The 23,999-nt window shown below is 73.2% G+C and carries 22 protein-coding genes and 1 riboswitch; of the genes, 15 read left to right on the top strand and 7 right to left on the bottom strand.

Translation table 11 applies throughout. The features are described from left to right. The first annotated feature begins 608 nt into the window (after positions 1–608). The 4 genes from ACIBK8_RS34035 (at position 609) to ACIBK8_RS34020 (ending at position 4,457) form a co-directional block, all read left to right on the top strand. Positions 609–1,292, top strand: coding sequence for a class I SAM-dependent methyltransferase (locus ACIBK8_RS34035; RefSeq protein ID WP_399046359.1), 684 nt, complete (start codon positions 609–611; stop codon positions 1,290–1,292). Between the two features lie 19 nt (positions 1,293–1,311). Then, positions 1,312–2,226, top strand: coding sequence for an N-acetylmuramoyl-L-alanine amidase (locus ACIBK8_RS34030; RefSeq protein WP_399046357.1), 915 nt, complete (start codon positions 1,312–1,314; stop codon positions 2,224–2,226). A gap of 177 nt (positions 2,227–2,403) precedes the next feature. Beyond that, complete coding sequence (locus ACIBK8_RS34025) at positions 2,404–3,282, top strand: hypothetical protein (protein WP_399046356.1); 879 nt, start codon at positions 2,404–2,406, stop codon at positions 3,280–3,282. Between the two features lie 164 nt (positions 3,283–3,446). Further along, on the top strand, positions 3,447–4,457 hold the full coding sequence (locus tag ACIBK8_RS34020; protein WP_399046354.1) for an LLM class F420-dependent oxidoreductase: 1,011 nt from the start codon (positions 3,447–3,449) through the stop codon (positions 4,455–4,457). A gap of 33 nt (positions 4,458–4,490) precedes the next feature. Here the strand turns inward: ACIBK8_RS34020 and ACIBK8_RS34015 are convergent, their stop codons facing one another. From ACIBK8_RS34015 to ACIBK8_RS34000, 4 genes are all read right to left on the bottom strand, one after another. Next, complete coding sequence (locus tag ACIBK8_RS34015; RefSeq protein WP_399046353.1) at positions 4,491–5,294, bottom strand: maleylpyruvate isomerase family mycothiol-dependent enzyme; 804 nt, start codon at positions 5,292–5,294, stop codon at positions 4,491–4,493. A gap of 76 nt (positions 5,295–5,370) precedes the next feature. Next, on the bottom strand, positions 5,371–6,441 hold the full coding sequence (locus ACIBK8_RS34010; protein WP_399046352.1) for a prenyltransferase: 1,071 nt from the start codon (positions 6,439–6,441) through the stop codon (positions 5,371–5,373). Continuing rightward, a complete protein-coding gene (locus tag ACIBK8_RS34005; RefSeq protein WP_393679833.1) occupies positions 6,438–7,172 on the bottom strand; it encodes a class I SAM-dependent methyltransferase in 735 nt (244 codons plus the stop codon). The genes ACIBK8_RS34010 and ACIBK8_RS34005 overlap by 4 nt, the downstream gene beginning before the upstream one ends. A gap of 66 nt (positions 7,173–7,238) precedes the next feature. After that, positions 7,239–8,606: a glycosyltransferase family 4 protein gene (locus tag ACIBK8_RS34000; protein ID WP_399046350.1), complete on the bottom strand. Its 1,368-nt coding sequence runs from the start codon at positions 8,604–8,606 to the stop codon at positions 7,239–7,241. A 239-nt stretch (positions 8,607–8,845) separates the two neighbouring features. Here ACIBK8_RS34000 and ACIBK8_RS33995 point away from each other — a divergent pair, with 239 nt between their 5' ends. Next, the gene (locus ACIBK8_RS33995; protein ID WP_399046348.1) at positions 8,846–9,601 is read left to right on the top strand and encodes a TetR family transcriptional regulator; all 756 of its coding nucleotides are present in this window, start codon (positions 8,846–8,848) and stop codon (positions 9,599–9,601) included. Positions 9,602–9,790: 189 nt separating this feature from the next. On the opposite strand, the gene ACIBK8_RS33990 is transcribed toward ACIBK8_RS33995, so the two are convergent. Together ACIBK8_RS33990 and ACIBK8_RS33985 are read right to left on the bottom strand one after the other, a co-directional pair. Beyond that, positions 9,791–10,024 carry a ferredoxin gene (locus ACIBK8_RS33990; protein ID WP_399046347.1) on the bottom strand — a complete coding sequence of 78 codons (234 nt, stop codon included), beginning with the start codon at positions 10,022–10,024 and terminating at the stop codon, positions 9,791–9,793. Beyond that, positions 10,024–11,475 carry an aldehyde dehydrogenase gene (locus ACIBK8_RS33985; protein ID WP_399046345.1) on the bottom strand — a complete coding sequence of 484 codons (1,452 nt, stop codon included), beginning with the start codon at positions 11,473–11,475 and terminating at the stop codon, positions 10,024–10,026. The genes ACIBK8_RS33990 and ACIBK8_RS33985 overlap by 1 nt, the downstream gene beginning before the upstream one ends. Before the next feature lie 259 nt (positions 11,476–11,734). Here ACIBK8_RS33985 and ACIBK8_RS33980 point away from each other — a divergent pair, with 259 nt between their 5' ends. From ACIBK8_RS33980 to ACIBK8_RS33955, 6 genes are all read left to right on the top strand, one after another. Further along, on the top strand, positions 11,735–12,841 hold the full coding sequence (locus ACIBK8_RS33980) for an MBL fold metallo-hydrolase (protein ID WP_399046343.1): 1,107 nt from the start codon (positions 11,735–11,737) through the stop codon (positions 12,839–12,841). A gap of 64 nt (positions 12,842–12,905) precedes the next feature. Further along, a riboswitch (cobalamin riboswitch) is annotated at positions 12,906–13,073 on the top strand. Between the two features lie 178 nt (positions 13,074–13,251). Beyond that, positions 13,252–14,520, top strand: a complete 1,269-nt coding sequence (locus tag ACIBK8_RS33975) for a prenyltransferase/squalene oxidase repeat-containing protein (protein WP_399046342.1) — start codon at positions 13,252–13,254, stop codon at positions 14,518–14,520. Next, complete coding sequence (locus ACIBK8_RS33970; protein WP_399046340.1) at positions 14,520–15,188, top strand: SCO2322 family protein; 669 nt, start codon at positions 14,520–14,522, stop codon at positions 15,186–15,188. The genes ACIBK8_RS33975 and ACIBK8_RS33970 overlap by 1 nt, the downstream gene beginning before the upstream one ends. After that, positions 15,185–16,348: a CbiQ family ECF transporter T component gene (locus ACIBK8_RS33965; RefSeq protein WP_399046375.1), complete on the top strand. Its 1,164-nt coding sequence runs from the start codon at positions 15,185–15,187 to the stop codon at positions 16,346–16,348. Before ACIBK8_RS33970 ends, ACIBK8_RS33965 begins: the two co-directional genes overlap by 4 nt. Beyond that, entirely contained in the window at positions 16,345–18,111 is a 1,767-nt protein-coding gene (locus ACIBK8_RS33960) for an ABC transporter ATP-binding protein (protein WP_399046339.1), read from the top strand. The genes ACIBK8_RS33965 and ACIBK8_RS33960 overlap by 4 nt, the downstream gene beginning before the upstream one ends. Then, a complete protein-coding gene (locus ACIBK8_RS33955) occupies positions 18,108–18,986 on the top strand; it encodes an ECF transporter S component (RefSeq protein ID WP_399046337.1) in 879 nt (292 codons plus the stop codon). The genes ACIBK8_RS33960 and ACIBK8_RS33955 overlap by 4 nt, the downstream gene beginning before the upstream one ends. A 71-nt stretch (positions 18,987–19,057) precedes the next feature. Here the strand turns inward: ACIBK8_RS33955 and ACIBK8_RS33950 are convergent, their stop codons facing one another. Continuing rightward, the gene (locus ACIBK8_RS33950) at positions 19,058–20,227 is read right to left on the bottom strand and encodes a steroid 3-ketoacyl-CoA thiolase (protein WP_399046335.1); all 1,170 of its coding nucleotides are present in this window, start codon (positions 20,225–20,227) and stop codon (positions 19,058–19,060) included. A 349-nt stretch (positions 20,228–20,576) separates the two neighbouring features. On the opposite strand from ACIBK8_RS33950, the gene ACIBK8_RS33945 reads away from it, so the two are divergent. The 4 genes from ACIBK8_RS33945 to ACIBK8_RS33930 all read left to right on the top strand — a co-directional run bounded on the left by ACIBK8_RS33945 (position 20,577) and on the right by ACIBK8_RS33930 (position 23,981). After that, positions 20,577–21,809 carry a cytochrome P450 gene (locus tag ACIBK8_RS33945; RefSeq protein ID WP_399046334.1) on the top strand — a complete coding sequence of 411 codons (1,233 nt, stop codon included), beginning with the start codon at positions 20,577–20,579 and terminating at the stop codon, positions 21,807–21,809. 316 nt (positions 21,810–22,125) lie between these two features. Further along, entirely contained in the window at positions 22,126–22,746 is a 621-nt protein-coding gene (locus tag ACIBK8_RS33940; protein ID WP_399046333.1) for a DUF6230 family protein, read from the top strand. A 1-nt stretch (position 22,747) separates the two neighbouring features. After that, positions 22,748–23,146 (top strand): DUF6114 domain-containing protein, encoded by a 399-nt coding sequence (locus tag ACIBK8_RS33935; protein ID WP_399046331.1) that lies wholly within the window; start codon positions 22,748–22,750, stop codon positions 23,144–23,146. Positions 23,147–23,291: 145 nt separating this feature from the next. After that, on the top strand, positions 23,292–23,981 hold the full coding sequence (locus ACIBK8_RS33930; protein WP_399046329.1) for a hypothetical protein: 690 nt from the start codon (positions 23,292–23,294) through the stop codon (positions 23,979–23,981). The last annotated feature ends 18 nt before the right edge of the window (positions 23,982–23,999 follow it).

Raw genomic sequence — 23,999 nt, 5'->3', positions numbered from 1 at the left:
GGAAGGTCAGTGGGCGGGTGGAGGGAGAGACCGGGGAGGCGGGGTGCGGGGCGGGGCTTCGCCGCCGTGGGGCCGTGCCCGTGGGGCCCTGCCGTGGGCCGTGCCGCGCGGTCCCTGAGCGCGCACGCCCGCCGACGGGAATCCCGCTGCCGGACGCATTCCGTCAAAACACCGCGATGGCGAACGGCGAGAACACTCCGGCGAATTCCGTCCCGTCCGCGTATTTCCACACCGGCCCTTCCCACCCTCGTCGTCACGCACCTCACGTCCGCGAATTCCGCACCTCCCGCCCCGGAAGGAACGGAAGGAACGGAAGGAACGGGAGGAGAGAGACGGATAGCGGGGGGCAGGAGCGGGGGAACGGAGAGAATCGCGGGTGGTGTCACCGCGCGGGGAGAAGGGCGGGGAAACGGCCGCGCTCTCCGGAATGCGAACTCCGGTTTCCTCTTTTCGTGCGGTGCCGCCACGAACGCACCGGCCCTGTGCACACCTCCCGCCGCGCCACCCGCACTTCGCGCCTCCCGCCCCGTACGGCACGATGAGCCACCGGACCGCACGGCGCACCGGACCGCCCGGTCCGCCGGACCCGCACGACCAGGAGGAAGCCCATGGCCGCTCCCACCGCTCCCCCGCCCGAGCAGCAGCCGGCGGGCGCCGGGCCAGGACCGGAGATCCTCGCCGCCTTCGAGGCGGCCAAGGGCTTCATGCCGGTGGACGAGGGCCTCGCGCTGTACGCCGCCGCGGCGCGGGCGGCGGCGCTCGGGCTGCCTCTGGTGGAGGTCGGCACCTACTGCGGGCGTTCCACGATCCTGCTCGCCGACGCCGCCCGCGCCGCCGGGGTCGTCGCGGTCACCGTCGACCACCACCGGGGCAGCGAGGAGCAGCAGCCGGGCTGGGAGTACCACGATCCGGCGGTCGTCGATCCGGAGGTGGGGCGGATGGACACCCTGCCCACCTTCCGGCGCACCCTGCACGCGGCCGGTCTTGAGGAGCACGTGATCGCGCTGGTCGGGCGGTCGCCGCAGGCGGCGGCGGTCTGGCGGGCACCGGCCGGTCTGGTCTTCATCGACGGCGGGCACACCGACGAGCACGCCACCGCCGACTACGAGGGCTGGGCGCCGCACGTCGCGGACGGCGGGCTGCTCGTGATCCACGACGTCTTCGCCGACCCGGCGGACGGCGGCCAGGCGCCGTACCGGATCTACCGCAGGGCCCTGGAATCCGGCGCGTTCACCGAACTGTCGGCCCACCGTTCCTTGCACGTACTGCAACGCACCGGGCCCGGCATCTGAGCGGGCTACCATCGCCGACGTGTTCAACGGCAGCCCTCGTCCCGCACCCCGGCGCCCGCGTGGTGTCCTCGTCGTCACGCTGGTGGCCCTGGTGGCCGCCGGGGTCGCGAGCTGGCTGATCTGGCGCCCGGCCGCCGGGAGCGAGCCGCCGCGGGCCGCGCCGGGAGCGTCCGGGACGCCGTCCGGCGGCGCCTCGTCCGGCGCGGACGCGCACGGCGGTAAGGGCGGTAAGGGGAGCGACGGGCAAGGCGGCGGGCCCGGCGCGCTGCGCGGCAAGGTCGTCGTCATCGACCCCGGCCACAATCCGCGCAACCGTGACCACCCGGAGCGGATCGCCCGGAAGGTGGACGTCGGCAACGCCCGCAAGGAGTGCGACACCACCGGCACGTCCACCGACGACGGCTACGCCGAGGCGTCCTTCACGCTGGATGTCGCCCGCCGGGCCCGCGCCCTGCTCCGTCAGGAGGGCGCGAAGGTGGTGTTCACGCAGGACGGGGACCGGGCGTACGGGCCGTGCGTGGACGAGCGGGCCGGAGCGGGCAACGCGGCGGGCGCCGATGCCGCGGTCTCCGTGCACGCGGACGGTTCGGCAGCCGGCAACCGCGGCTTCCACGTCATCCTTCCGGCGCGGGTCAGGGCGGGCGCCGCCGACACCTCCGCGATCGTCGGTCCTTCCAGGGATCTGGGGCAGCGGCTGGCGGACCGGTTCGGCGCGGTGACCGGAAGCGCGCCGTCGAATTACCTCGGCCACGGAACGGGACTCGATGTCCGTTCCGATCTCGGCGGCCTCAACCTCTCGAAGGTGCCGAAGGTGTTCATCGAGTGCGGCAATATGCGCGACCCGAAGGACGCGGCGCAATTGACCGATCCGCAATGGCGGCAAAAGGCGGCGCGCGGGATCACCGAGGGCATTACGGACTTCTTGGCGCGATGAACGCGGACGCGGGCCGCGTTCTCGATACCGTGCCGATACCGCTTCCCGACCAGCGGGACGACCCGACCACCCGGGCGATAGGTTCCCCTTTACGATGGTGGGCCACCGCCGTGCCTCGCACCGCGCACACCAGTGACAGCGACGACCAGCACTTCGAAACCGACAAAGGACCTTTACGTGAACATCCGCTCCCTCACTAGAGGCGACGGCGTGGTGATCGGAGCAGCGGTGTTGCTGTTGATCGCCTCGTTCCTGCCTCTCTACTCGACGAGCGCGTCCAACTGCGTCGGCAAGTTCTGCCCGGCGCCCGCCGCCAGCCCGATCGCCTGGGACGCACTGCCGCTGCTGATGAGCGTGTACCTGGCAGGTGTGATCGCGGCGGTCCTGATCGTCCTCGCCCGCGCCCTGCCGCAGCCGCCCAAGGTCGTCGGCCTGGAGCTGAGCCAGGTGGGTGTCGCGCTGTCCGCGTTCGTGGTCTGGAACGCGTTCTGGTGGATCGTCAACGGCGGCGGCCCGTCGATCGGCCTGATCCTCGGCCTGCTCGCCTCGCTGGCGCTGGCCGGCGGGGCCATCGCCACCCCGCTGGTGCCCGCGCTGAAGGCCGCCCTGATCGGCGCGCCCAAGCCGCAGGCCGCCGCGCCGTACGGCGGCCCGCAGCCCGGTTACGGCTACCCGGGTGCGCAGCAGCAGCCGCAGGGGCACGGCTACGGCTACCCCGGCGGCCAGCAGCAGCCGCAGCCGGGCCAGCCGCAGGCGGGCCAGCCCCAGCAGGGGCAGAGCTACGGCGGGCAGCAGCCTCCGGTGGACGCCACCGCGGGCGGCCCGCAGGGCGCGTCCCAGGCGGCCGGTGCGCCCGCGGACTTCGCGGCGTTCTGGTTCGCGGTGCCGGTCGCGCGTCCGCTGTACGGCGAGGACGGTTCACCGTCGCCGATCGCCGAACTGGCGCCCGGCACCTGGTACCTCGCGGTGGAGCAGCGCGGCCAGGCCCTGATCGCGCAGACCCAGGACGGCCGTCGCGGCGTCCTCCAGGACACCACCGGGATCCAGCGCGGCTGACCCGGCGCGCACTGCGTTCCGCACGGCCCCTCGCCTTCGGGCGGGGGGCCGTTGCGCTGCCGGGCGCCGGGCCGTACAGTGCGCCGACAACCGCCCCTGACGGTACGTCAGATATAGCCGGGGTGGCGGGCGCGCGGGCGGCGGGGCATCCGGGAGGGGTGGGCATGCGACTGGGTCTGGCACTCGGCTACTGGGGGCGCGGCCCCGATCCCCGGCATCTCGAACTGGCCCGCGAGGCGGAGCGCCTCGGCTACGGCTCGGTGTGGACGGCGGAAGCCTGGGGCTCGGACGCGTTCACCGCGCTCACCTGGATCGCCGCGCACACCTCCCGCATCGAACTGGGCACCGGCATCGCGCAGATGGCGGCCCGCACCCCGACGGCCACCGCGATGCAGGCGCTGACCCTCGACCATCTCTCCGGCGGCCGGATGCTGCTCGGCCTCGGCCTGTCGGGGCCGCAGGTCGTCGAGGGCTGGTACGGGCGGCCGTTCCCGAAGAGCCCGCTGACCGCGACCCGTGAGTACGTCGACGTGATCCGCCAAGTGCTGCGCAGGCAGGGCCCGGTGGAGGTGGACGGGCGTTTCCATCCGCTGCCCTACCGTGGCGCGGACGGCACCGGTCTCGGCAAGCCGCTCAAGCCGATCACCCATCCGCTGCGGCCCGATCTGCCCGTCCTGCTGGGTGCGGAGGGCCCGAAGAACATCGCCCAGACGACCCGGATCGCGGACGGCTGGCTGCCGCTGTACTGGTCGCCGCTGCGTACCGACGTCTACCGGGCGTCTCTTGAGGGCGCGCCGGACGGCTTCCGTATCGCCCCGATGGCGCGGGCGGTGGTCTGCGACGACATCGCCGAAGGGCTGCTGCCGGTCAAGGCGATGCTGGGCTTCTACATCGGCGGGATGGGGCACGCGGCGAGGAATTTCCACGCGGACCTGATGGCGCGGATGGGCTTCGCGGAGGCGGCCGGGCGGGTGCAGGAGCTGTTCCTCCAGGGCCGCAGGCAGGAGGCGGTGCGTGCGGTGCCGGACGCGTTCGCCGATGAGATCTCGCTGGTGGGGCCGCGGGAGCGGATCGCGGAGCGGCTGGAGCTGTGGCGCGCGGGCCCGGTCACCGATCTGCTCGTCACGGCCCCGGACCCGCACACCCTGCGGGTCCTGGCCGAGCTGACGAGCTGACGACCTGCAACCGGCCCTGCCTCGGCCTCCGCCTCAGCCGAAGGTGGCGTACTCCAGCCACTGGTCGAGCAGCGCGCGGTCGCCCACGACATCGACCAGTTCACTGTCGGCGGGCAGCCTGCGGTAGAAGACCCGCAGCACCTCGGTGAGCGGGCCGCGCAGGGCGACGGTGGCCTTTTCGTGCCCGCGGCGGTGGAGCAGCCGGTCGCCGCTCAGGTCGAGGAACCACTCGGCGTTCAGCTCGGGCGGCGTATCGGTGGCGTGCAGGTGGATGCTGCGTCCTGGCCCGAACAGCGGCTCCCCCTTGGCCGCCAGGTGTTCGGCGAAGGCCGGCAGGGCGCACAGTTGGAGCCACTCCTCCACGCAGTCGGCGGCGACCTCGGGGCCGACCTCGAAGGGCACCCCGGCGGCCAGTGCCGCGTCGGCGCGGTGGATCACCGTCTCGTGCACCATCCGCCGCGCCCAGAACCCGGCCGTGTGCACCGGCGACCAAGTCCACACCGCGGTGCCGGGGCCCGCCTCACGCAGTGCCCTTACGGCCAGGTCGGCGCCATCGGCGAGCCAGGCGTCGAGGGTGTCAGGGGTGACGTCGTCCGGCCCTGTGGCCCCGGGGATGCCCGCCGGGTCGATGTTCTCGGTGGCGCGGACGGCGACCAGGGCACCCGCCCAGCGGTGCGCGCCGCCGACGTGCAGGGCGAGGTCGGCCAGGGACCAGTCGGGGCAGGTGGGAACCGTGGCCGCCAGGTCCCCCGCACGCAGAGCGGCGCGCAACGCGTCGGTCTCGGCGAGGAGTTCGGCGCCATAGCGCTCGTGGGTGAGCGAGCCGTCGAGTGTCATGGGCCGCACAGTAATGCAGGAAACGGCCGGTCAGCTCGGCTTTTGCGGCCCGCGGCGGCCGGCCGTGCGGTGTGGGTCAGCGGCAGCAGTCCGGGGCGAGGCCGGTCGGCAGCAGGTCGCCGCCGAAGACGGAGGTGGTCGCCTCGTCGCCGCCCAGCGCCGCCACCGCGAGGAGCAGCGATCCGGCGGTCCAGGAGGTCCGTTCGACCGGCCAGATCGCGTCGTCGTCGAAGACGTAGCCGGTCCAGTACAGGCCGTCGTCCGCCCGCAGGTGCTGCATCCACTTGAGGATCTGCACCGCGCGGTCGGACTCGCCCATCGCCCAGAGCGCGAGGGCGAGTTCGGCGCTCTCGCCGCCGGTGACCCAGGGGTTGGGCAGCACGCAGCGGACGCCGAGTCCCGGCACGACGAACTGTTCCCAGCTCGCGTCGATCCGGTCGGTGGCGGCCGTGCCGCGCAGCGCGCCGCCGAGCACCGGGTAGTACCAGTCCATGGAGTAGCGGGACTTGTCCAGGAACCGTTCCGGGTGGCTGCGTATCGCGTGGCCCAGGCGGCCGAGTGCCAGCTCCCAGTCGGGCTGCGGCTCCTCGCGCTGCTCGGCGAGTGCCAGTGCGCAGCGCAGCGCCTGGTGGACGGATGACGAGCCGGTCAGCAGCGCGTCGTTGACGGGGGTGCCGTCGTCCTCGCGCTTCCAGCCGATCTGGCCGCCGGGCTGCTGGAGTGCGAGTACGTACTCGACGGCGGCGTAGACGGCGGGCCACATCCGGTCGAGGAAGGTCTCGTCGCCGGTGGACAGGAAGTGGTGCCAGACGCCGACGGCGATGTAGGCGCAGAAGTTGGTCTCGCGTCCGCGGTCGGTGGGGGCCGCGGCGTCGCCGTCGGCGTAGGCCGCGTACCAGGAGCCGTCGGGGTTCTGGGCGCGCACCAGCCAGTCGTACGCGGCCTCGGCGCGCTCGTGTTCGCCGGCCGCGTCCAGGGCCATGGCGGCCTCGGTGTGGTCCCACGGGTCGAGGTGGTGTCCGCGGAACCACGGGATGCCGCCGTCCTCGCGCTGGGCGGCGATGATGCCGGCGACGGTGCGGGCCGCCTGTTCGGCGGTGAGCACGCCCGGCAGGACGAGCCGCTCGGTACGTCCTGGACTCGTCACTTGGCAGCCGCCTCGGGGAGGTGCGGCTTGGTGGCGTAGGCGACGAAGCTCTTGCCGATGAGGGGGTTGAGTGCCTGCTCGGCGAGCCGGGTGGCCAGCGGCTTCTTCATGATGTCCCAGACCAGCAGCTTGTGGTACGCCTTGACCGGCAGCGCCTTGTCGTTGTCGACCCCGAAGGCGCACTTCAGCCACCAGTAGGGGCTGTGCAGTCCGTGGGCGTGGTGGGTGCCGTAGGGCTTGAGTCCCGCGGCGCGCATCTTGGTGAGGAGTTCGTCGCCGCGGTAGATGCGGATGTGGCCGCCCTCGACCTCGTGGTAGGCGTCGCTCAGCGCCCAGCAGACCTTCTCCGGGCCGTAGCGCGGGACGGTGACGGCTATCCGTCCGCCGGGGCGCAGCACCCGCACCATTTCGGCGAGCACGCCCTTGTCGTCCGGGATGTGCTCCATGACCTCGGAGATGATGACGACGTCGAAGCTGTCGTCGGGGAACGGCAGGGCCAGCGCGTCGCCCTCCATGGCGGTGGCGGTGGCGCCCGCCGGGGCCTCGCCGGCCTCCTTCATGGCGGCGAACCACTTGGCGACCTCGCGGATCTCCTCGCCGTTCTGGTCGAGGGCGACGACCTGCGCGCCGCGCCGGTAGCACTCGAAGGCGTGCCGGCCGGCGCCGCAGCCCAGGTCGAGCACGCGGTCGCCCGGGGCGAGCGGGAAACGGGAAAAGTCGACGGTCAGCACGGCGTTCTGCTTTCGTCCGGCGGGTCGGGGCGGTGGTGGTCGCGGGGTGGGTCCGGGGTGGCGGGGCTAGCTCGACGCGGCTGCGGTGCGGCGTCCTGCCGCGGCCTTGTCGTTCTGGAGGGCGATGGCCTCGCGGTAGCGCTCGGCGGTGCCGATGGCGGCCTGCCGCCAGGTGAAGCGGGCCAGGACGCGGGCCCGGCCGGCCGCGCCGAGGCGGGCGCGCAGCGGGGCGTCGCCCAGGAGCCGCAGGAGTCCGGCGGCGAGCGCGTCCGCGTCGCCGGGCGGCACCGCGAGGCAGGTCTCCCCGTCGGGCCCCGCGACCTCGGGGATGGCGCCGCCGGTGGTGGCGAGCAGCGGGGTGCCGGTGGCCATGGCTTCGGCGGCCGGAAGTGAGAAGCCCTCGTAGAGCGAGGGGACGCAGGCGATCTGGGCGCCGCGGACCAGGTCGACGAGTGCGGCGTCGCTGATGCCCTTGACGAACTCGATGGCACCTGACAGGCCGTGCCGTTCGATGGCGGCGGCGACCGGGCCGTCGTCGGCGCGCTTGCCGACCACGACGAGATGGGCCTCGGGGTTCTCGGTGCGCACCTTGGCGAGCGCTTCGACGAGGTGGATGAGGCCCTTGAGGGGCACGTCGGCGCTGGAGGTGGTGACGATCCGGCCCGGCACTTCGGGGACGGAGGGGTCGGGCGCGAACAGGTCGGTGTCGGCGCCGATGTGGACGACGTGGATCCGTTCGTCGGGCACGCCGAGGTCGTCGGAGATCTCCTGGCGGGAGGAGCCGGAGACGGTCAGCACGGAGGGCAGCCGACGGGCCACGCGCTTCTGCATGCGGGTGAAGCCGTACCAGCGGCGGACCGATGCGCGGCGCTTGACGCTGTCGGCCGCGGCGAGGTCGAGGCGGCGGTCGACGGTGATGGGGTGGTGGATGGTGGTGACCAGCGGGGCGCCGATGGCGCCGGGGCCGCCGAGCAGGCCGTAGCCGAGCGTCTGGTTGTCGTGCACGACGTCGAACTGGCCGCGGCGGGCGGCGAGATGGCGGCGGGCCCGCAGCGAGAAGGTCAGCGGTTCGGGGAAGCCGCCGGTCCACATCGTGGCGACTTCGAGTGCGTCGATCCAGTCGCGGTACTCGCCGCGTCCCGGGGTGCGGAACGGGTCGGGCTGGCGGTAGAGGTCGAGGCTGGCCAGTTCGGTGAGCGGCACGCCTTCGTCGAGCACGGGGTAGGGCTGGGCGCCGATCACCTCGACGCTGTGGCCGAGGCGGGCGAGTTCGCGCGAGAGGTGGCGTACGTAGACACCCTGCCCGCCGCAGAACGGGTTCCCCTTGTACGTGAGCATCGCGATGCGCAGCGGGCGGTCGCCAGGTGGCTGGGCGGTGGCAGAGAGGGCCTCGGCGGGGCGAGGCGCGGCTGCCTGGACGGCCTCTGCGGTCACGCGCGGCCCCCTTCTCACTGGACTTTCGCCGGAGCGTAACCGCTGGCGGTAATCTAGAACAAGTTTCAGAACTGCTGGGCTACTCATCAGTTCACGGAGCTGCGAATCTACCGGCCGAGGACGGGACGCGAGGAGCCGCATCAGGTGATTCGCGCCACGACCGGAGCCCCTGCCATGCTGTGCCGATCACACCACCGGTACTCACCGCATCGCGGACGGGATGCCACGGAATGGGACATATGACTACGGAATCCAAGGCGGCCAGGCCGGCGCTTCCCGCGAGTCCTCCCCTGACCGAGCGTCAGGAGGCGCGGCGCCGCCGCATCCTGCACACCAGCGCCAGGCTGGCGAGCCGCGGCGGCTTCGACGCCGTCCAGATGCGCGAGGTCGCCGAGTCGTCCGGCGTCGCCCTCGGCACGCTCTACCGCTACTTCCCCTCCAAGGTGCACCTGCTCGTCGCGACCATGCAGGACCAGCTCCAGCACATGCACGAGACGCTGCGCAAGCGCCCGCCGTCGGAGGAGGACCCGGGCGCGCGGGTGGCGCAGACCCTGATGCGGGCGTTCCGCGCCCTCCAGCGCGAGCCGCATCTGGCGGATGCGATGGTGCGCGCCCTGACCTTCGCCGACCGGTCCGTGAGCCCCGAGGTGGACACCGTCTCCCGGCTGACGACCGCGATCATCCTCGACGCGATGGGGCCGCCCGCCGCCCACCGCAGGCCCCAGGGCCCCGGGGGCACCGCCGCCCCCACACCCGCCCAGCTCTCCGCGGTCCGGGTCATCGAGCACACCTGGCACTCGGCCCTGATCACCTGGCTGTCGGGCCGGGCATCGATCGCCCAGGTGAAGATCGACATCGAGACGGTCTGCCGGCTGATCGACCTGACGGCGGCGGGGGCCGCGGATACGGCTTCGGAGGCGACCGGGAAGGCGCCCGCGGCGACGGAGACCGCTCCGAAATCGGCTGCGGCGGCATCGCGGGGCAGGAAGCGTTAACGGAGCGGGGCGTGTCAGCGGCGCAGGACGTGTAACGGAGCAGGGTGCGCCGACGGCAGAGGAAGCGTCAGCGGCAGAGGAAGCGTTAACTCCGCCTCCGCCTCGGGTAGTTGGCCCGCAAGGGGCCCACCCGCCCCCTACGGGACCACTCCCCCCACCCCCTACGGACCCACCCCTCCCGCCCCCCGCTCACTCCTCCGGCGGAAACACCACTTCCCCGCTGTCGGCCAGGGTCAGGGTGATCGCCTCGACGGGGCAGCTCTCGGCCGCCGCCAGGACGTTCTCGGCGGCGTCCGCCTCCGGTGCCACGGGGTGCGACTGCCGGGCCGAGTCCAGCCGGAAGCCGTCCGGCGCCGCCCCCGCGCACATCCCGGACCCGATGCACACGCCCCGGTCCACCTCCACCCGCCAGCGGTCCGCCATCACGCACCCGCCGGCAGGTGGATCATCTTGTGCTCCAGGTACGCGTCGAAGCCCTCGGGGCCGAACTCCCGGCCGATACCGGAGTTCTTGTAGCCGCCGAAAGGCCCGAGCATGTCGATGCTGAAGGTGTTCACCGAGTACGTGCCGGTGCGCACCTGCCGTGCGATGTCGATGCCGCGTTCGGTGTCGGCGGTCCACACCGAGCCGGACAGGCCGTATTCGGAGTCGTTGGCGATGCGGACCGCCTGCGCCTCGTCCTCGTACGGCAGCAGGCAGATGACCGGGCCGAAGATCTCCTCGCGGGCGATCCGCATGGAGTTGCCGACGTCGCCGAAGAGCGTCGGCTCGACGTACCAGCCTGTCGGCTGTCCGGCCGGTTTGCCGCCGCCCGCAAGGACTTTGGCGCCTTCCTGCTGTCCGAGTGCGATGTAGTCGAGGGAGCGCTGCTGCTGGCGGCGGGCGACCAGCGGGCCGAGTTCGGTGGCCGGGTCCAGCGGGTCGCCGATGGTCAGCGCGTCGGCGGCGGCGGCGAACCGTTCGGCGATCTCGTCGTAGCGGGAGCGCGGTGCGAGGATCCGCGTCTGGGCCACGCACGCCTGGCCGTTGATCATCCAGGCGAACGGCACGATGCCGGCGACGGCCGCGTCCAGGTCGGCGTCCGGGAGGATGACGGCGGCGGATTTGCCGCCCAGTTCCAGCGTGACGCGGCTGAGGTTGCGGGCGGCGACCTCCATGACGCGGCGCCCGGCGGCGACCGATCCGGTGAACGACACCTTGTCGACGCCGGGGTGCCCGACGAGGTACTCGCTGACCTCGCGGTCGGCGGGCAGGATCGACAGCACGCCGTCGGGCAGCCCCGCTTCGGTGGCGATCTCGGCGAGCAGGTACGCGTCGAGCGGCGTTTCGGGCGAGACCTTGAGGATCACCGAGCAGCCGGCCAGCAGGGCGGGCGCGAGTTTGGCCGCCGCGGTGAACTGCGGGACGTTCCAGGGGACCACGGCGGCGACCACTCCCGCCGGCTCCCGGCGGATCAGCAGCGGCCCGAGTATGCCGTCGCGGCGTTCCTCGAAGGGGTGGTCGGCGGCGACCTTCAGGGCGGCGTCCCAGACCAGCATCGCGGCGAGCGACTGCACCATGATCCCGGACGTGAGGGGGGTGCCGTTCTCGGCGCTGATGACCTTGGCGATCTCCTCGCTGCGGACCGCGAAGGCGTCCTTGATCCGGGTGATCACCGCGATCCGTTCGTCGAGCGGGGCGTTCGCCCAGACCCCGGAGTCGAAGGAGGTGCGGGCCGCGGTCACCGCGCGGTCGACGTCGGCCCGCGAGGCGTGCGGGACGCGGCCGATGACCTGTTCGGTGTGGGGTGAGACCACCTCGATCGTGTCGCGTCCTGCCGGATCGACCAGCTCACCACCGATGTAGAGCTTTCCGTACTCGACGAGGTCGCTCATCGCTGCCGCCTCCCGCGGATGGGCCGCCTTGGCCGCCTTGGCCGACCGGAACTGCTGCTCCCGCCGGTTCCTGACGCTGCATCAGAAACTGATACCACCTCCCCCGGGAGGAGTCCACGGCGAGGGCCGAATCCCTCCGCGCCGCCCGTAACGGCCGTTCCACGGTCACCAACTCCGGCCCGGCAGAAGGCCACTTCACGCCGCACTGAAACCGGTTCTAGTTATAGTGGGCCGCCTGGCTGCGCCGAAAGGGGACCGGATGACGCAGGTGACCGACCACAGGGGCGGCGTGTGGAGCATCGCCGTCCCCATCCCCGACAACCCGCTCGGGCACACCCTCGTCCACCTCCTGGAGACCGACCGCGGCCCGGTACTCGTCGACACCGGCTGGGACGACCCGGACTCCTGGGACACCCTCGTCGCCGGCGTCGCGGCCTGCGGCTTCGCCGTCCCCGACCTGCACGGCGTCCTGATCACCCACCACCACCCCGACCACCACGGCCTCTCCGCCGCCGTACGGGAGGCGTCCGGCGCCTGGATCGCGATGCACGAGGCGGACACGGACGTGGTCCGCCGCACCCGCGAGGCCGAACCGGGCCGCTGGCTCGACTACCTGACCGCGAAGCTCACCGCGTCCGGCGCCCCCGACGACCACCTGGCGCCGCTGCGCGCGGCCCGCGCCAGGAAGTCCGGCACCCGCGCGCTGCCCGGCCGCAGCCCCGCGCTGCCCGACCGCCCGATCGCCCCCGGCGAGCTGCTCGACCTGCCGGGCCGCAGGCTGCGCGCCCTGTGGACACCGGGCCACACGCCGGGCCACGTCTGCCTGCACCTGGAGGAGGCCCACCCGGGGCAGGCCGCCCCTGGCGCGCCGCAGGGCCCGGCGGACGGCTTCGGGCGGCTGTTCTCCGGCGACCACCTGCTGCCCGGCATCACCCCGCACATCGGCCTGTACGAGGAGCCGGACGACGCGACGGGCACCGGCAATCCCCCTGGCTCCCGGCGCCCCTCCAACTGGGCAGACCCCCTCGGCGACTACCTCGCCTCCCTGGAGCGGGTCGCCCGCCTCGCGCCCGCCGAGGTGCTGCCCGCCCATCAGTACGCGTTCACCGACGCCGCGGGCCGCGCCAGGGAGCTGATCGCGCACCACGAGGAACGGCTCGACGGGATCCACGCCCTGCTCGGCGAACCGCTGACCCTCTGGCAGCTGGCGGTGGCCATGGAGTGGAACCGGCCCTGGGAGCAGATCCCGCACGGCTCCCGGAACATCGCGGTGTCCGAGGCCGAGGCACATCTGCGCCGTCTGGTGAAGCTCGGGCGGGCCGAGCAGCTGCCGGGCGCCGACCCGGTGCGGTTTCGCGCGATGTGACCGGGGCGGCGGCCCGCGGGCCCGGTCCCGGCGGGCCGCCGCTGGCCCTGCCGTGGCGACCGCCCGCTAAAGTGTGCGGATAACTTCATCCGTGCCCGATCGGGGGAAGCCGGTGGAAATCCGGCGCTGACCCGCAACCGTCAGGGCGGGCCCGTCCCGCGCGCCGCAAGCACGCGCGCGCCGCACGGAGCCCGTACGAGCCGGAGCACCCGGTGGGGCACACCAAGGCTCCCGCCACCGGATCCGCCGCCCGCGGCCGGCCGGTGCGCGGCACCGTCGAGGTATACGGAGCTGAGCCCGGTGCCACCGCGTACGGTCACCACGGCCGCCGACGCGGCGGCCGGCCGAGCGTGGCTGCGTAGGGCGTGCCCGACCACCACCGCTGCGAACCGACCGAGAGGCACCGACCGATGGCCCCCATGGCCCCCTCCTTCGCCGTCCTGGCGCGCCGTGTGGCCGCCGCGCTGGCGGCTGCCGCCGTGCTGGGCACCGCCGCCCCGGCCGCGTTCGCCGACTCGCCGCCGCCCGCCCCGAAGAAGCTGCCCGCGGGCCTGTACGGCTCCGGGGACGCGCAGTACGACGGGGTGTGGCGGCAGTCGCTCGCGCTGCTTGCCCAGCACACGGTGGGGGTGCGTCCTGCCGCGTCCGCCGTGGACTGGCTGGCGGGGCAGCAGTGCGCGGACGGCGCCTTCGCCGCGTTCCGCGCGGACCCGGCGAAGGCGTGTGACGCCAAGACGATGCGGGACACCAACCAGACGGCGGCTGCCGTGCAGGCGCTGGCCGCGCTCGGCGGGCACGACGAGGCCGTGCACAAGGCGGTGGGCTGGCTGAAGTCGGTGCAGAACGACGACGGCGGCTGGCCTTCGACGGCCGGTTCGCCGAGCGACGCCAACTCCACGTCCGTGGTGATCGGCGCGCTGACCGCGGCCGGTGAGCGTCCCGAGTCGGTGACGAAGGGCGGCAGGTCTCCGTACGAGGGGCTGCTCACCTTCCGGCTCGGCTGTGACGTGAAGGAGGGCGAGCGGGGCGCGTTCACCTTCCAGCTCAAGGGCGCGGCGGCGAACGCGGACGCGTCGGCGGCCGCGGCGACCGGCGCCCTGGGCAAGGGCTTCGTCGTCGGCCCGGCGGGCAAGGACGCCGGCGCACCTGCGGCGCCGTCCTGCGAGGACGGCGGGAAGGCCGGTGCGGCGGACCGTGAGGAGGCCGCGGAAGGCGCGGACGCCTACCTCGTGGCGCAGCTCGGCAAGAACGGGCAGCACCTGCCGTCCGCGATGCCGGGGGCGGAGAAGCAGCCCGACGTGGGCAACACCGCCGACGCGGTGGTGGCGCTGGCCGCCGGCGGGCACCGCGCGGCGGCCCGCGAACCGCTGGCGTGGCTGGAGAAGAACGGCGCGCCGTGGGCGAAGACGGGCGGCCCTGCGGCGTACGCGCAGCTGGTGTTCGCCGCGCACGCGACCGGCGCCGACCCGCGGGACTTCGGCGGCAAGGACCTGGTCGCGGGGCTCAACGCGACGGGCCCGAAGCCGGCCGGTGACGGGCAGTCCGTGTCGCCCGCCAAGGATCCGAAGGACACCGGGTCGGACGGCGGCTTCAACGTGTGGTGGGTGATCGTGATCGGTCTCGCCGTGGGTGCCGGTATCGGCTTCCTGATCAGCGGCCGACGGAAGCGCGGGCTGTGATGCGGCGTACGCGCCTCGCCTGTGCCCTGCTGCTCGCGGCGGCCGTGACCGGTCTGGGCGCGGGCCCCGCCCAGGCGCAGGAGTACCGCTACTGGTCTTTCTGGGACGGTGACGGCGGGTCCTGGGCGTACGCCACGCAGGGCCCGGCCACGATGCGTCCGGCCGACGGCGCCGTCACCGGTTTCCGCTTCACCGTCAGCACGGACTCGGCCGCCGCGGGCAAGCCACGTCCCGCGGCCGGTTTCAAGGCGCTGTGTGCCGGTACGCCGGCGAAGGACGGCACGAAGCGGGTCGGGGTCGTCATCGATTTCGGTACGGCGGCGGATGCGCCGAAGGGCGAGCAGCCGCCGAAGCCGCGCGAGGAGTGTGCCCGGGTGCCCGATGACGCGTCGGCGGGTGACGCGCTGGCGGCGGTGGCCACGTCTCTCCGGTACGACGCGCACGGGCTGCTGTGCGGCGTCGCTGACTATCCGAAGGCGGGGTGCGCGGAGCAGGTGAGCGGGTCGGGTGCGTCGGCCGGTGCGTCGCCGTCGTCGGGGAAGCCGGCTGCGGGCGCGGACGGGGGCGGGGACGGCGGTGGTCCTTCCGCCGGGCTGCTCGGCGGGATCGGCGTCGTCGTCGTGCTGGGTGTGGCCGCCGGGTGGCAGGCACGCCGCCGGCGCGGATGAGCGCCCCGCAGGCGACCCGCAGCACGGCCCTGCACGCGGGCGCGTGGTGGCTGTGGGCGCTCGGTCTTGCGACCGCCGCGTCCCGCACCACCAATCCGCTGCTGCTGTGCCTGCTGGTCGGCGTCGCGGGTTACGTCGTCGCGGTGCGCCGTACGGATGCGCCCTGGGCCCGTTCCTACGGGGCGTTCGTGAAGCTGGGGCTGCTGGTGCTCGGTATCCGGCTGGTCTTCGCCTTCCTGCTCGGTTCGCCGATTCCGGGGACGCACACGCTGGTGACGCTGCCCGAACTGCCGCTGCCCGACTGGGCGAAGGGGGTGCGCATCGGTGGCCGGGTCACCGCCGAGGGCATGGTCTTCGCGCTGTACGACGGTCTGAAGCTGGCCACGCTGCTCATCTGCGTCGGCGCGGCCAATGCGCTGGCGAATCCGGCGCGGCTGCTGAAGTCGCTGCCCGGCGCGCTGTACGAGGCGGGGGTCGCGGTGGTCGTCGCGATGACCTTCGCGCCGAATCTGGTCGCCGATGTGCAGCGGCTGCGGGCCGCCCGCCGGCTGCGCGGCCGTCCCGACCGCGGGGTCGCGGCGCTCCTCCAGGTGGGCCTGCCGGTGCTGGAGGGCGCGCTGGAGCGGTCGGTCGCGCTGGCCGCGGCGATGGACGCGCGTGGCTACGGCCGCACCGCTCATGTGCCGCGCGCGGTACGGCACACCACCACCGTCCTGACCCTGGGCGGGCTGCTCGGGGTCTGCGTGGGGACGTACGGGCTGCTGGCCGACGCGGGTGCGGGTCTCGGGCTGCCGCTGCTACTCGTGGGGCTCGCCGCGGCGCTGGCCGGGTTGTGGCTGGGCGGGCGCCGTACGGTGCGCACCCGTTACCGGCCGGAGCGGTGGGGGGTGCGCGCCTGGCTGGTGTCCGGTTCCGGGATCGCCGTCGCCGCCTTGCTGATCGCGGCGAACGGTTATGCGCCCGGCGCGCTGCACCCGTCGGCGGTCCCGCTGACCGCGCCGCAACTGCCGCTGTGGCCCGCCCTGTCCGTGCTGGTGGGGCTGCTGCCCGCGTGGGTGGCGCCGCTGCCTGCCGTGCCGGGCGGCGGGGCGGGGTCCTGCGGGGCGGGGGCGTCGGTGTCCGGCCGGAGTGGCCGGCGGAAGAAGGAGTCTGCGCAGTGATCCGGTTCGAGCAGGTCTCGGTCAGCTACGACGGTGCGGCGCAGCCCGCGCTGCGTGGTGTCGATCTGACCGTGCCCGAGGGCGAGTTGTGTCTTCTCGTCGGCCCTTCGGGGGTCGGCAAGTCGACGCTGCTGAACGCGGTCTGCGGGCTCGTGCCGCACTTCACCGGGGGCACCCTCAGCGGCCGGGTGACCGTCGCGGGGCGTGATACGCGTACCCATGCGCCGCGTGAACTGGCCGATGTCGTCGGCACGGTGGGCCAGGATCCGCTGGCGCATTTCGTCACCGACACCGTGGAGGACGAACTCGCCTACGGGATGGAGTCGCTGGGTCTCGCCCCTGATGTGATGCGCCGCCGTGTCGAGGAGACGCTGGATCTGCTGGGTCTTGCCGGTCTCCGTGACCGTGCGCTGCCCACGTTGTCGGGTGGGCAGCAGCAGCGGGTGGCGATCGGCTCGGTGCTGACCGCGCACCCGCGGGTGCTGGTCCTGGACGAGCCGACGTCGGCGCTCGATCCGGCGGCGGCCGAGGAGGTGCTGGCCGTCCTTCAGCGGCTGGTGCACGATCTGGGTACGACGGTGCTGCTCGCCGAGCACCGTCTTGAGCGGGTGGTGCACTACGCGGACCAGGTCGTGCTGCTGCCGGCGCCGGGTGCGCCGCCCCGGCAGGGCGACCCCGCCGCGATCATGGCGGGCTCGCCGGTGCAGCCGCCGGTGGTCGCCCTCGGTGAGCTGGCGGGCTGGTCGCCGCTGCCGCTGTCGGTGCGCGACGCCAGGCGCCGGGCCGCCCCGCTGCGCGAGCGGCTGGCGGGGCTGGCCCCGGAGGCGGCGCCCGTTCGCGTCGGGGCGGGTGTGGTGCCAGGGCCGGTGGCGCCGGCTGCCGGTGCGCCGGAGCCGGGCCGTCCCACCGGCCGGTGGTGGCGGCGGCGCGGCACGGCGACGCCCGATACCGCGCCCTCACCCGCGCCCGCGCCTGCTTCCGCGCCTGCTTCCGGCGACGCGCACCCGCCCGCCGTCGTCTCGGCGCTGGCCGTCCGCCGTGGCAGGACCGAGGCGCTGCGCGCCGTGGACCTGACCGTACGCGCCGGGGAGACGCTCGCCCTGATGGGCCGTAACGGTGCCGGCAAGTCGACGCTGCTGACCACTCTGGTGGGGATGCACGAGCCGTCGGCCGGCGGTGTGCGGGTCGGCGGCGTGGTCCCGCACCGCACCGCTCCCGGCGCGCTGCTGCGGCACGTCGGGCTGGTTCCGCAGGAGCCGCGCGACCTGCTGTGTGCGGACACCGTCGCCGCGGAGTGCGCGGCGGCCGACCGGGACGCGGGGGCGGCGCCCGGGAGTTGCCGTGCTCTGGTCGCCCGGCTGCTGCCGGACGTTCCGGAGGCGGTTCATCCGCGCGATCTGTCCGAGGGGCAGCGTCTGGCCCTCGCGCTGGCGGTGGTGCTGACGGCGGGGCCGCCCCTGCTGCTGCTCGACGAGCCGACCCGCGGTCTGGACTACGCGGCGAAGGCCCGTCTGGTGGACGTGCTGCGCGGTCTCGCGGCCGAGGGGCACGCCATCGTCCTGGCCACCCATGACGTGGAGCTGGCCGCCGAACTGGCCAGGCGGGTCGTCATCCTGGCCGACGGGGAGATCGTCGCGGACGGGCCGACCGACGAGGTCGTCGTCTCCTCCCCCGCGTTCGCCCCGCAGGTCGCCAAGATCCTCGCCCCGCTGCCCTGGCTCACCGTTCCCCAGGTCGCCCGCGCCCTGGAGGCCGCCTCATGACATCCGACGCTCCGGAGCGGGCCGTGCGCGCGGGCCGCAAGGTGCGGGCCGTCCGGCTCGGGCCGCGTTCCGTCGCGGCGCTGACGCTGGTCTCGGCGATCGGGGTGATGGCGTTCGGCTGGCCGCTGCTCGCCGACTCCGCTTCGGGGCTGGCCCATTCCCGGGACGCGCCGTGGCTGTTCGCGGCGCTGCTGCCGATGTTGCTGGCCGTGGTGGTGGCGACCATCGCCGACAGCGGTCTGGACGCGAAGGCCATCGCGATGCTCGGGGTGCTGGCCGCGGCCGGCGCGGCGATGCGCCCGCTCGGCGCCGGGACGGCCGGTATCGAGCCGATGTTCTTCCTGATGGTGCTGGCGGGCCGGGTGCTGGGTCCTGGGTTCGGGTTCGTGCTGGGCTCGGTGGCGATGTTCGCCTCCGCCCTGCTGACCGGCGGTGTCGGTCCCTGGATGCCGTTCCAGATGCTGTCGATGGGCTGGGTGTCGATGGGCGCGGGGCTGCTTCCGGGGCCTGACCGGCTGCGGGGCCGCCGCGAGCTGGTCCTGCTCGCCGGGTACGGGGCGGTGTCCGCGGTCCTCTACGGGCTGGTCATGAACCTTCAGGGCTGGCCGTACATCGGCGGGATGGCCTCGGGTGTCTCGTTCGTCCCCGGCGATCCGCTGCCCGACAACCTGGCCCGTTATCTCGCGTACTGCCTGGCCACCTCGCTGGGCTGGGACCTGCCCCGTGCGGTGGTCACGGTGCTGCTGACGCTGACGCTGGGCGGCACGCTGCTGAAGGCGCTGCGCCGGGCCACCCGCCGCGCGGCCTTCGACACACCGGTCTCCTTCGACGTGCCGGACGCCGGGGGTGCGCCACGAGGGGGCGCCCCCGGCTGAGGCGACGCCGCGGAGATCCGTCAGCAGCGCCCTGACCGCCGTCCGTCAGGCGCTCCGGGCGGGCGTCCGCATCAGAGCCGCTGGATGATGGTGCCGGTCGCCAGCGCGCCGCCCGCGCACATGGTGATCAGTGCGAACTCCTTGTCCGTGCGTTCCAGTTCGTGCAGCGCCGTGGTGATCAGGCGGGCGCCGGTGGCCCCCACCGGGTGGCCCAGGGCGATGGCGCCGCCGTTGACGTTGACCTTCTCCAGGTCCTGTTCGAAGACCTGCGCCCAGGACAGGACGACGGAGGCGAACGCCTCGTTGATCTCGACGAGGTCGATGTCCTTGAGTGACATCCCCGCTTTGCCCAGGACCGCGCGGGTCGCGTCGATCGGCCCGTCGAGGTGGTAGTGCGGGTCCGAGCCGACCAGTGCCTGGGCGACGATCCGGGCCCGCGGCTTGAGTTTGAGTGCCCGCGCCATCCGCTTGGACGCCCACATCACGGCGGCGGCGCCGTCGGAGATCTGCGAGGAGTTGCCCGCGGTGTGCACGGCGTTCGGCATGACGGGCTTGAGGCGGCCCAGTGCGTCCGTGGTGGTGTCGCGCAGCCCTTCGTCCCGGTCGACGAGCCGCCACATGCCCTGGCCGGCGGCCTGTTCGTCCTCGGTGGTGGGGACCTGGACGGCGAAGGTCTCCCGCTTGAAACGTTCCTCGGCCCAGGCGGCGGCGGCCCGCTCCTGCGAGCGCAGTCCGAGTGCGTCGACGTGTTCGCGGGTCAGTCCGCGGCGGCGGGCGATCCGTTCGGCGGCCTCGAACTGGTTGGGCAGGTCGACGTGCCACTCGTCGGGCCAGGGCTTGCCGGGTCCGTGCTTGGAGCCGCTGCCCAGCGGCACCCGGGACATCGCCTCCACGCCGCAGCCGATGCCGATGTCGATGACGCCGCCCGCGATCATGTTGGCGACCATGTGGTTGGCCTGCTGGGATGATCCGCACTGGCAGTCGACGGTGGTGGCGGCGGTCTCGTAGGGCAGGCCCATGGTGAGCCAGGCGTTGCGTGCCGGGTTCATCGACTGTTCGCCGGCGTGCGTGACGGTGCCCCCGACGACCTGTTCGACGCAGTCGGGCTGGATGCCCGTACGGCCGAGGAGTTCGCGGTAGGTCTCGCCCAGGAGGTAGGCGGGGTGGAGGTTGGCGAGCGCTCCTTGGCGCTTGCCGACCGGGGTGCGTACGGCTTCGACGATGACGGGTTCCGCGGCCATGACTGACTCGTCCTCTCCTCGCGTCCGCGGGGCGTCCCGGCACCCACGGAAGAAGAACTAGTACGCGTTCTAGTTCTGCGCTCAGTCTCGTGAGCGGTCCCCCGCCGCGCAAGGGGCGCGCACCCTCGTTGTCCGATCCCCGGCGCCCCGGAATCGGCCGCCGAAGCGCCCTCGTCCGCAACAGGTGCCGCCGCGACCCTTGCCAGTTGGAGGACTCGTCACTACCTTCACCGCGACATCTGATGAGCCGTCAGAACCCGCAGCGGAGCCGGCACTCCCGGCCCCGGTCCGCGCCCGGCCGGACACGGGACGGGCCCGCGCCGGAGCCGGACCTGACCAGGAGTCGCCGATGCCATGCCCAGCATTGCCCGAGGGATTCGACTTCACCGACCCCGACGTCTACCAGTCCCGCGTCCCGCTCCCGGAGTTCGCGCAGCTGCGGCAGACCGCGCCCGTGTGGTGGAACGCCCAGCCGCACGGCATCGCCGGATTCGACGACGACGGCTACTGGGTGGTGACCCGCCATGAGGACGTCAAGGAGGTGTCCACGAAACCGGACATCTTCTCCGCCCACCTCAACACCTCGATCATCCGCTTCCACCCGTCGATGACCCGCGACCAGATCGACGTCCAGAAGCTGATCATGCTCAACATGGACCCGCCGGAGCACACCCGGGTGCGCCAGATCGTCCAGCGCGGCTTCACCCCGCGGGCCATCCGCGCGCTGGAGGACGCGCTGCGCGACCGCGCCGCGAAGATCGTCACCGAGGCGCGCCGCCGGGGCTCGGGCGACTTCGTCACCGACATCGCCTGCGAACTGCCCCTCCAGGCCATCGCCGAACTCATCGGCATCCCGCAGGCCGACAGGTCCCGCATCTTCGACTGGTCGAACAAGATGATCGCCTACGACGACCCCGAGCTGGCCATCACCGAAGAGGTCGGCACCAACGCGGCGATGGAACTGATCTCGTACGCGATGAACCTCGCCGCTGCCCGCAAGGAGTGCCCGGCCAAGGACATCGTCAGCCGGCTGGTCGCCGCGGAGGACGAGGGCAACCTCGGCTCGGACGAATTCGGCTTCTTCGTCCTGCTGTTGGCGGTGGCGGGCAACGAGACGACCCGCAACGCGATCACCCACGGCATGCACGCCTTCCTCACCCACCCCGAGCAGTGGGAGCTGTACAAGCGCGAGCGCCCGGACACCGCGGCGGAGGAGATCGTGCGCTGGGCGACGCCGGTGGTCTCCTTCCAGCGCACCGCGACCCGGGACACCACCCTGGGCGGCGCGCGGATCGCGAAGGGCCAGCGGGTCGGCATCTTCTACTCGTCCGCCAACAACGACCCCGAGGTCTTCGACCGCCCGGAGTCCTTCGACATCACCCGCGACCCGAACCCGCACCTCGGCTTCGGCGGCGGCGGACCGCACTTCTGCCTCGGCAAGTCGCTGGCCGTCCTGGAGATCAACCTCATCTTCCAGGCCATCGCCGACGCCATGCCGGACATCTCCCTCACGGGCACACCCCGCCGGCTGCGCTCCGCGTGGCTCAACGGCGTGAAGGAACTGCGGGTGCGGTACGGGTGAGGGTGCGCCGGGCGCCGGTGGTCGGCGGCGGCGTAAGTCGTCCGAAAACCGTCGGGCGCCCGGCCTTGCCTGCGATGAGTGGCGGAATTACATTCAACTCGCCGGTAACACCCGGCAGTACAGCGCACCGCCCGTACCGCCCGCCCGGCGCAGCCCGCGTCGGCGGTCCGCCCGGCACAGCGCGTTCGGCACCCCTCATCGCTGCATACCACCGCGCCGCCCCACAGGACGCCGTGCGTAACACCCCTGTGCAGCGCCCTTGTTCGCCCCCCATGTGATCGACAGCGCGCGCCACCGCTCTTCGAAGGGGACTCGTATGAAGGACGCACACGGCAGACAGGTCACGGGACGCATCAGCTGGCGGCGGTTCGCCGCGCTGTCCGTCCCGGCGCTCGCCTGCACGGCAGCACTCGGCATCGCCCTGGCCAACGGAGCCCTTGCGGCCTCGTTCGCCGTCTCGGGACAGCAGTTCAAGGTCTCGGCCGACCGCCTCACGGGCGACGGCTTCGCGCAGTACGGCAGCGTGGACGCCAACGCCAGGGGCGACCTGCTGCCCGTCGCCGTCACCGCCATCAAGTCGGCCGAGCTGCACAGTCTGTGCCAGTCGGTCGTCACGCACCTGCCGGTCATCGGCGACATCTCGCTCAACCTCAGCGCGGGCACGGGGAAGACGCCGGTCAAGGCCGACGACCTCTTCGTGGACGCCACCCAGCTGTCCGGCAACGCGTCCTTCCACCGCATCGAGATCGGCCGGGACGCCTCCACCCTCACCAAGGGTCCTGACGGCGCCCAGGGCCTCCAGGACCTGTTCGCCCAGCAGGCCGACGACGTCGCCATCGATCACCTGCGGCAGACGGCCTGGGCGACCAACGCGGGCACGTTCCGGCTGTCCGGGCTGAGCATGAAGGTCTCCAAGGGCAAGAAGGAATGCTTCTGACATGGCGGCCGGCATCCGGCTCCGCCTGCGGCGCTGGCGCACCGGCCGCCCGTTCTGGGGCGGTCTGGCGGCGGTGCTGGCCGGCGCCGAGATCTGCGCCATCCCGCTCGCACCGCTGAAGATCATGCTCCAGCAGGGCATCGCGGGCATCCCCTCGGTGCTGATGGGCCTGGTGATGATCCTGATGGGCCTGTCGGCCTGGTTCACGCCGCACTACCGGGGCATCGCCGGCATCCTCACGGTGCTGTTCTCGGCCGCCGCGCTGGTGCTGTCGAACCTCGGCGGCTTCCTGATCGGCACCGTGCTCGGCATCATCGGCGGCGCGCTGATCTTCGCCTGGCAGCCGCTGCCCGCCACCGGGGAGCGCGCACCTGGCATCCCGGCCGGCGACACCGCCTAGACACGCAAGCCCGTCCCACCGTTCCGCGGTTCACGGCGGGCCCGTACGCGTACCGCCACGCGCTCGTACGCGTACGGGGCCGTCGTGCCCGCGCACCTTCCCCCTCGCGCCCGGATTCCCGGGCACCCGCAGAAGGAGACCTGACATGACATCCGACGTGAGACCTGCCATGAGATCCGCCCGCACCCCACGTACCGTGCTCACCGCCGTGACCGGCATCGCGGCGGCCGTCGGGCTTCCGCTCGCGGTGGCCGGGCCCGCGGGGGCGGCAACGGCCGCCGCTGCGGCCACCACCGTGACGCCGGCCGGGCACGGCTTCAGCGCCGCGCTCAGCGGCAGCGCCACCTTCTCCGCGGGGTCGGTGACCGTGACCTGTACCGCGTCCGGATCCACCGGCCAGGTCCCGGCGGCCCCCGGCAACCACAACGCGGCCGGGCCGGTGAGCAGCGCCATCTCCGCGCCCACCTACGGCTCCTGCACCACGAGCATGCCGGGGGTCGGCGCCACCGTCAGCACCACCGGCACCTGGGGCGTGGCCATGCAGAACGGCACGCAGGTGACCGCCGGTCTCGCGATGCCGTCGGGCGGCTTCGTCCTCAAGACCAGCGGCCTGGCCAACTGCACGGTGACGGCCGCGCCCACGGCGGCTGCGACCGTCAACGGCACCTGGGCCAACGGCGCGCCGTCGACCCTGAAGTTCACCGACGCGAAGGTGCCGGTGAAGGTGGAGGGCGGGTTCGGCTGCCCGACGACGGCGACCAGCTCGACGTTCAACGCCACCTACAAGGTCACCGACACCACCGATCCGGCGTCCTCGATCACCGTCACCGGCTGATCCTTCCGGCCGTTGTCC

The sequence above is a fragment of the Streptomyces sp. NPDC050161 genome (assembly GCF_044460025.1).
Lineage (GTDB): Bacteria > Actinomycetota > Actinomycetes > Streptomycetales > Streptomycetaceae > Streptomyces.
The sequence above is the reverse complement of the archived record's forward strand: the minus strand, read 5'-3'. Positions and strand labels throughout refer to the sequence as shown.

Bases quoted from the DNA above. Each gene is read 5' to 3' on its own strand.
- ACIBK8_RS34035 (WP_399046359.1), top strand. From the start codon at position 609: ATGGCCGCTCCCACCGCTCCCCCGCCCGAGCAGCAGCCGGCGGGCGCC.
- ACIBK8_RS33940 (WP_399046333.1), top strand. From the start codon at position 22,126: ATGAAGGACGCACACGGCAGACAGGTCACGGGACGCATCAGCTGGCGG.
- ACIBK8_RS34015 (WP_399046353.1), bottom strand. From the start codon at position 5,294: ATGACACTCGACGGCTCGCTCACCCACGAGCGCTATGGCGCCGAACTC.
- ACIBK8_RS33930 (WP_399046329.1), top strand. From the start codon at position 23,292: ATGACATCCGACGTGAGACCTGCCATGAGATCCGCCCGCACCCCACGT.
- ACIBK8_RS33990 (WP_399046347.1), bottom strand. From the start codon at position 10,024: ATGGCGGACCGCTGGCGGGTGGAGGTGGACCGGGGCGTGTGCATCGGG.
- ACIBK8_RS33945 (WP_399046334.1), top strand. From the start codon at position 20,577: ATGCCATGCCCAGCATTGCCCGAGGGATTCGACTTCACCGACCCCGAC.
- ACIBK8_RS33980 (WP_399046343.1), top strand. From the start codon at position 11,735: ATGACGCAGGTGACCGACCACAGGGGCGGCGTGTGGAGCATCGCCGTC.
- ACIBK8_RS33965 (WP_399046375.1), top strand. From the start codon at position 15,185: ATGAGCGCCCCGCAGGCGACCCGCAGCACGGCCCTGCACGCGGGCGCG.
- ACIBK8_RS33950 (WP_399046335.1), bottom strand. From the start codon at position 20,227: ATGGCCGCGGAACCCGTCATCGTCGAAGCCGTACGCACCCCGGTCGGC.
- ACIBK8_RS33995 (WP_399046348.1), top strand. From the start codon at position 8,846: ATGACTACGGAATCCAAGGCGGCCAGGCCGGCGCTTCCCGCGAGTCCT.
- ACIBK8_RS33985 (WP_399046345.1), bottom strand. From the start codon at position 11,475: ATGAGCGACCTCGTCGAGTACGGAAAGCTCTACATCGGTGGTGAGCTG.
- ACIBK8_RS33975 (WP_399046342.1), top strand. From the start codon at position 13,252: ATGGCCCCCATGGCCCCCTCCTTCGCCGTCCTGGCGCGCCGTGTGGCC.
- ACIBK8_RS33955 (WP_399046337.1), top strand. From the start codon at position 18,108: ATGACATCCGACGCTCCGGAGCGGGCCGTGCGCGCGGGCCGCAAGGTG.
- ACIBK8_RS33970 (WP_399046340.1), top strand. From the start codon at position 14,520: ATGCGGCGTACGCGCCTCGCCTGTGCCCTGCTGCTCGCGGCGGCCGTG.
- ACIBK8_RS33935 (WP_399046331.1), top strand. From the start codon at position 22,748: ATGGCGGCCGGCATCCGGCTCCGCCTGCGGCGCTGGCGCACCGGCCGC.
- ACIBK8_RS34020 (WP_399046354.1), top strand. From the start codon at position 3,447: ATGCGACTGGGTCTGGCACTCGGCTACTGGGGGCGCGGCCCCGATCCC.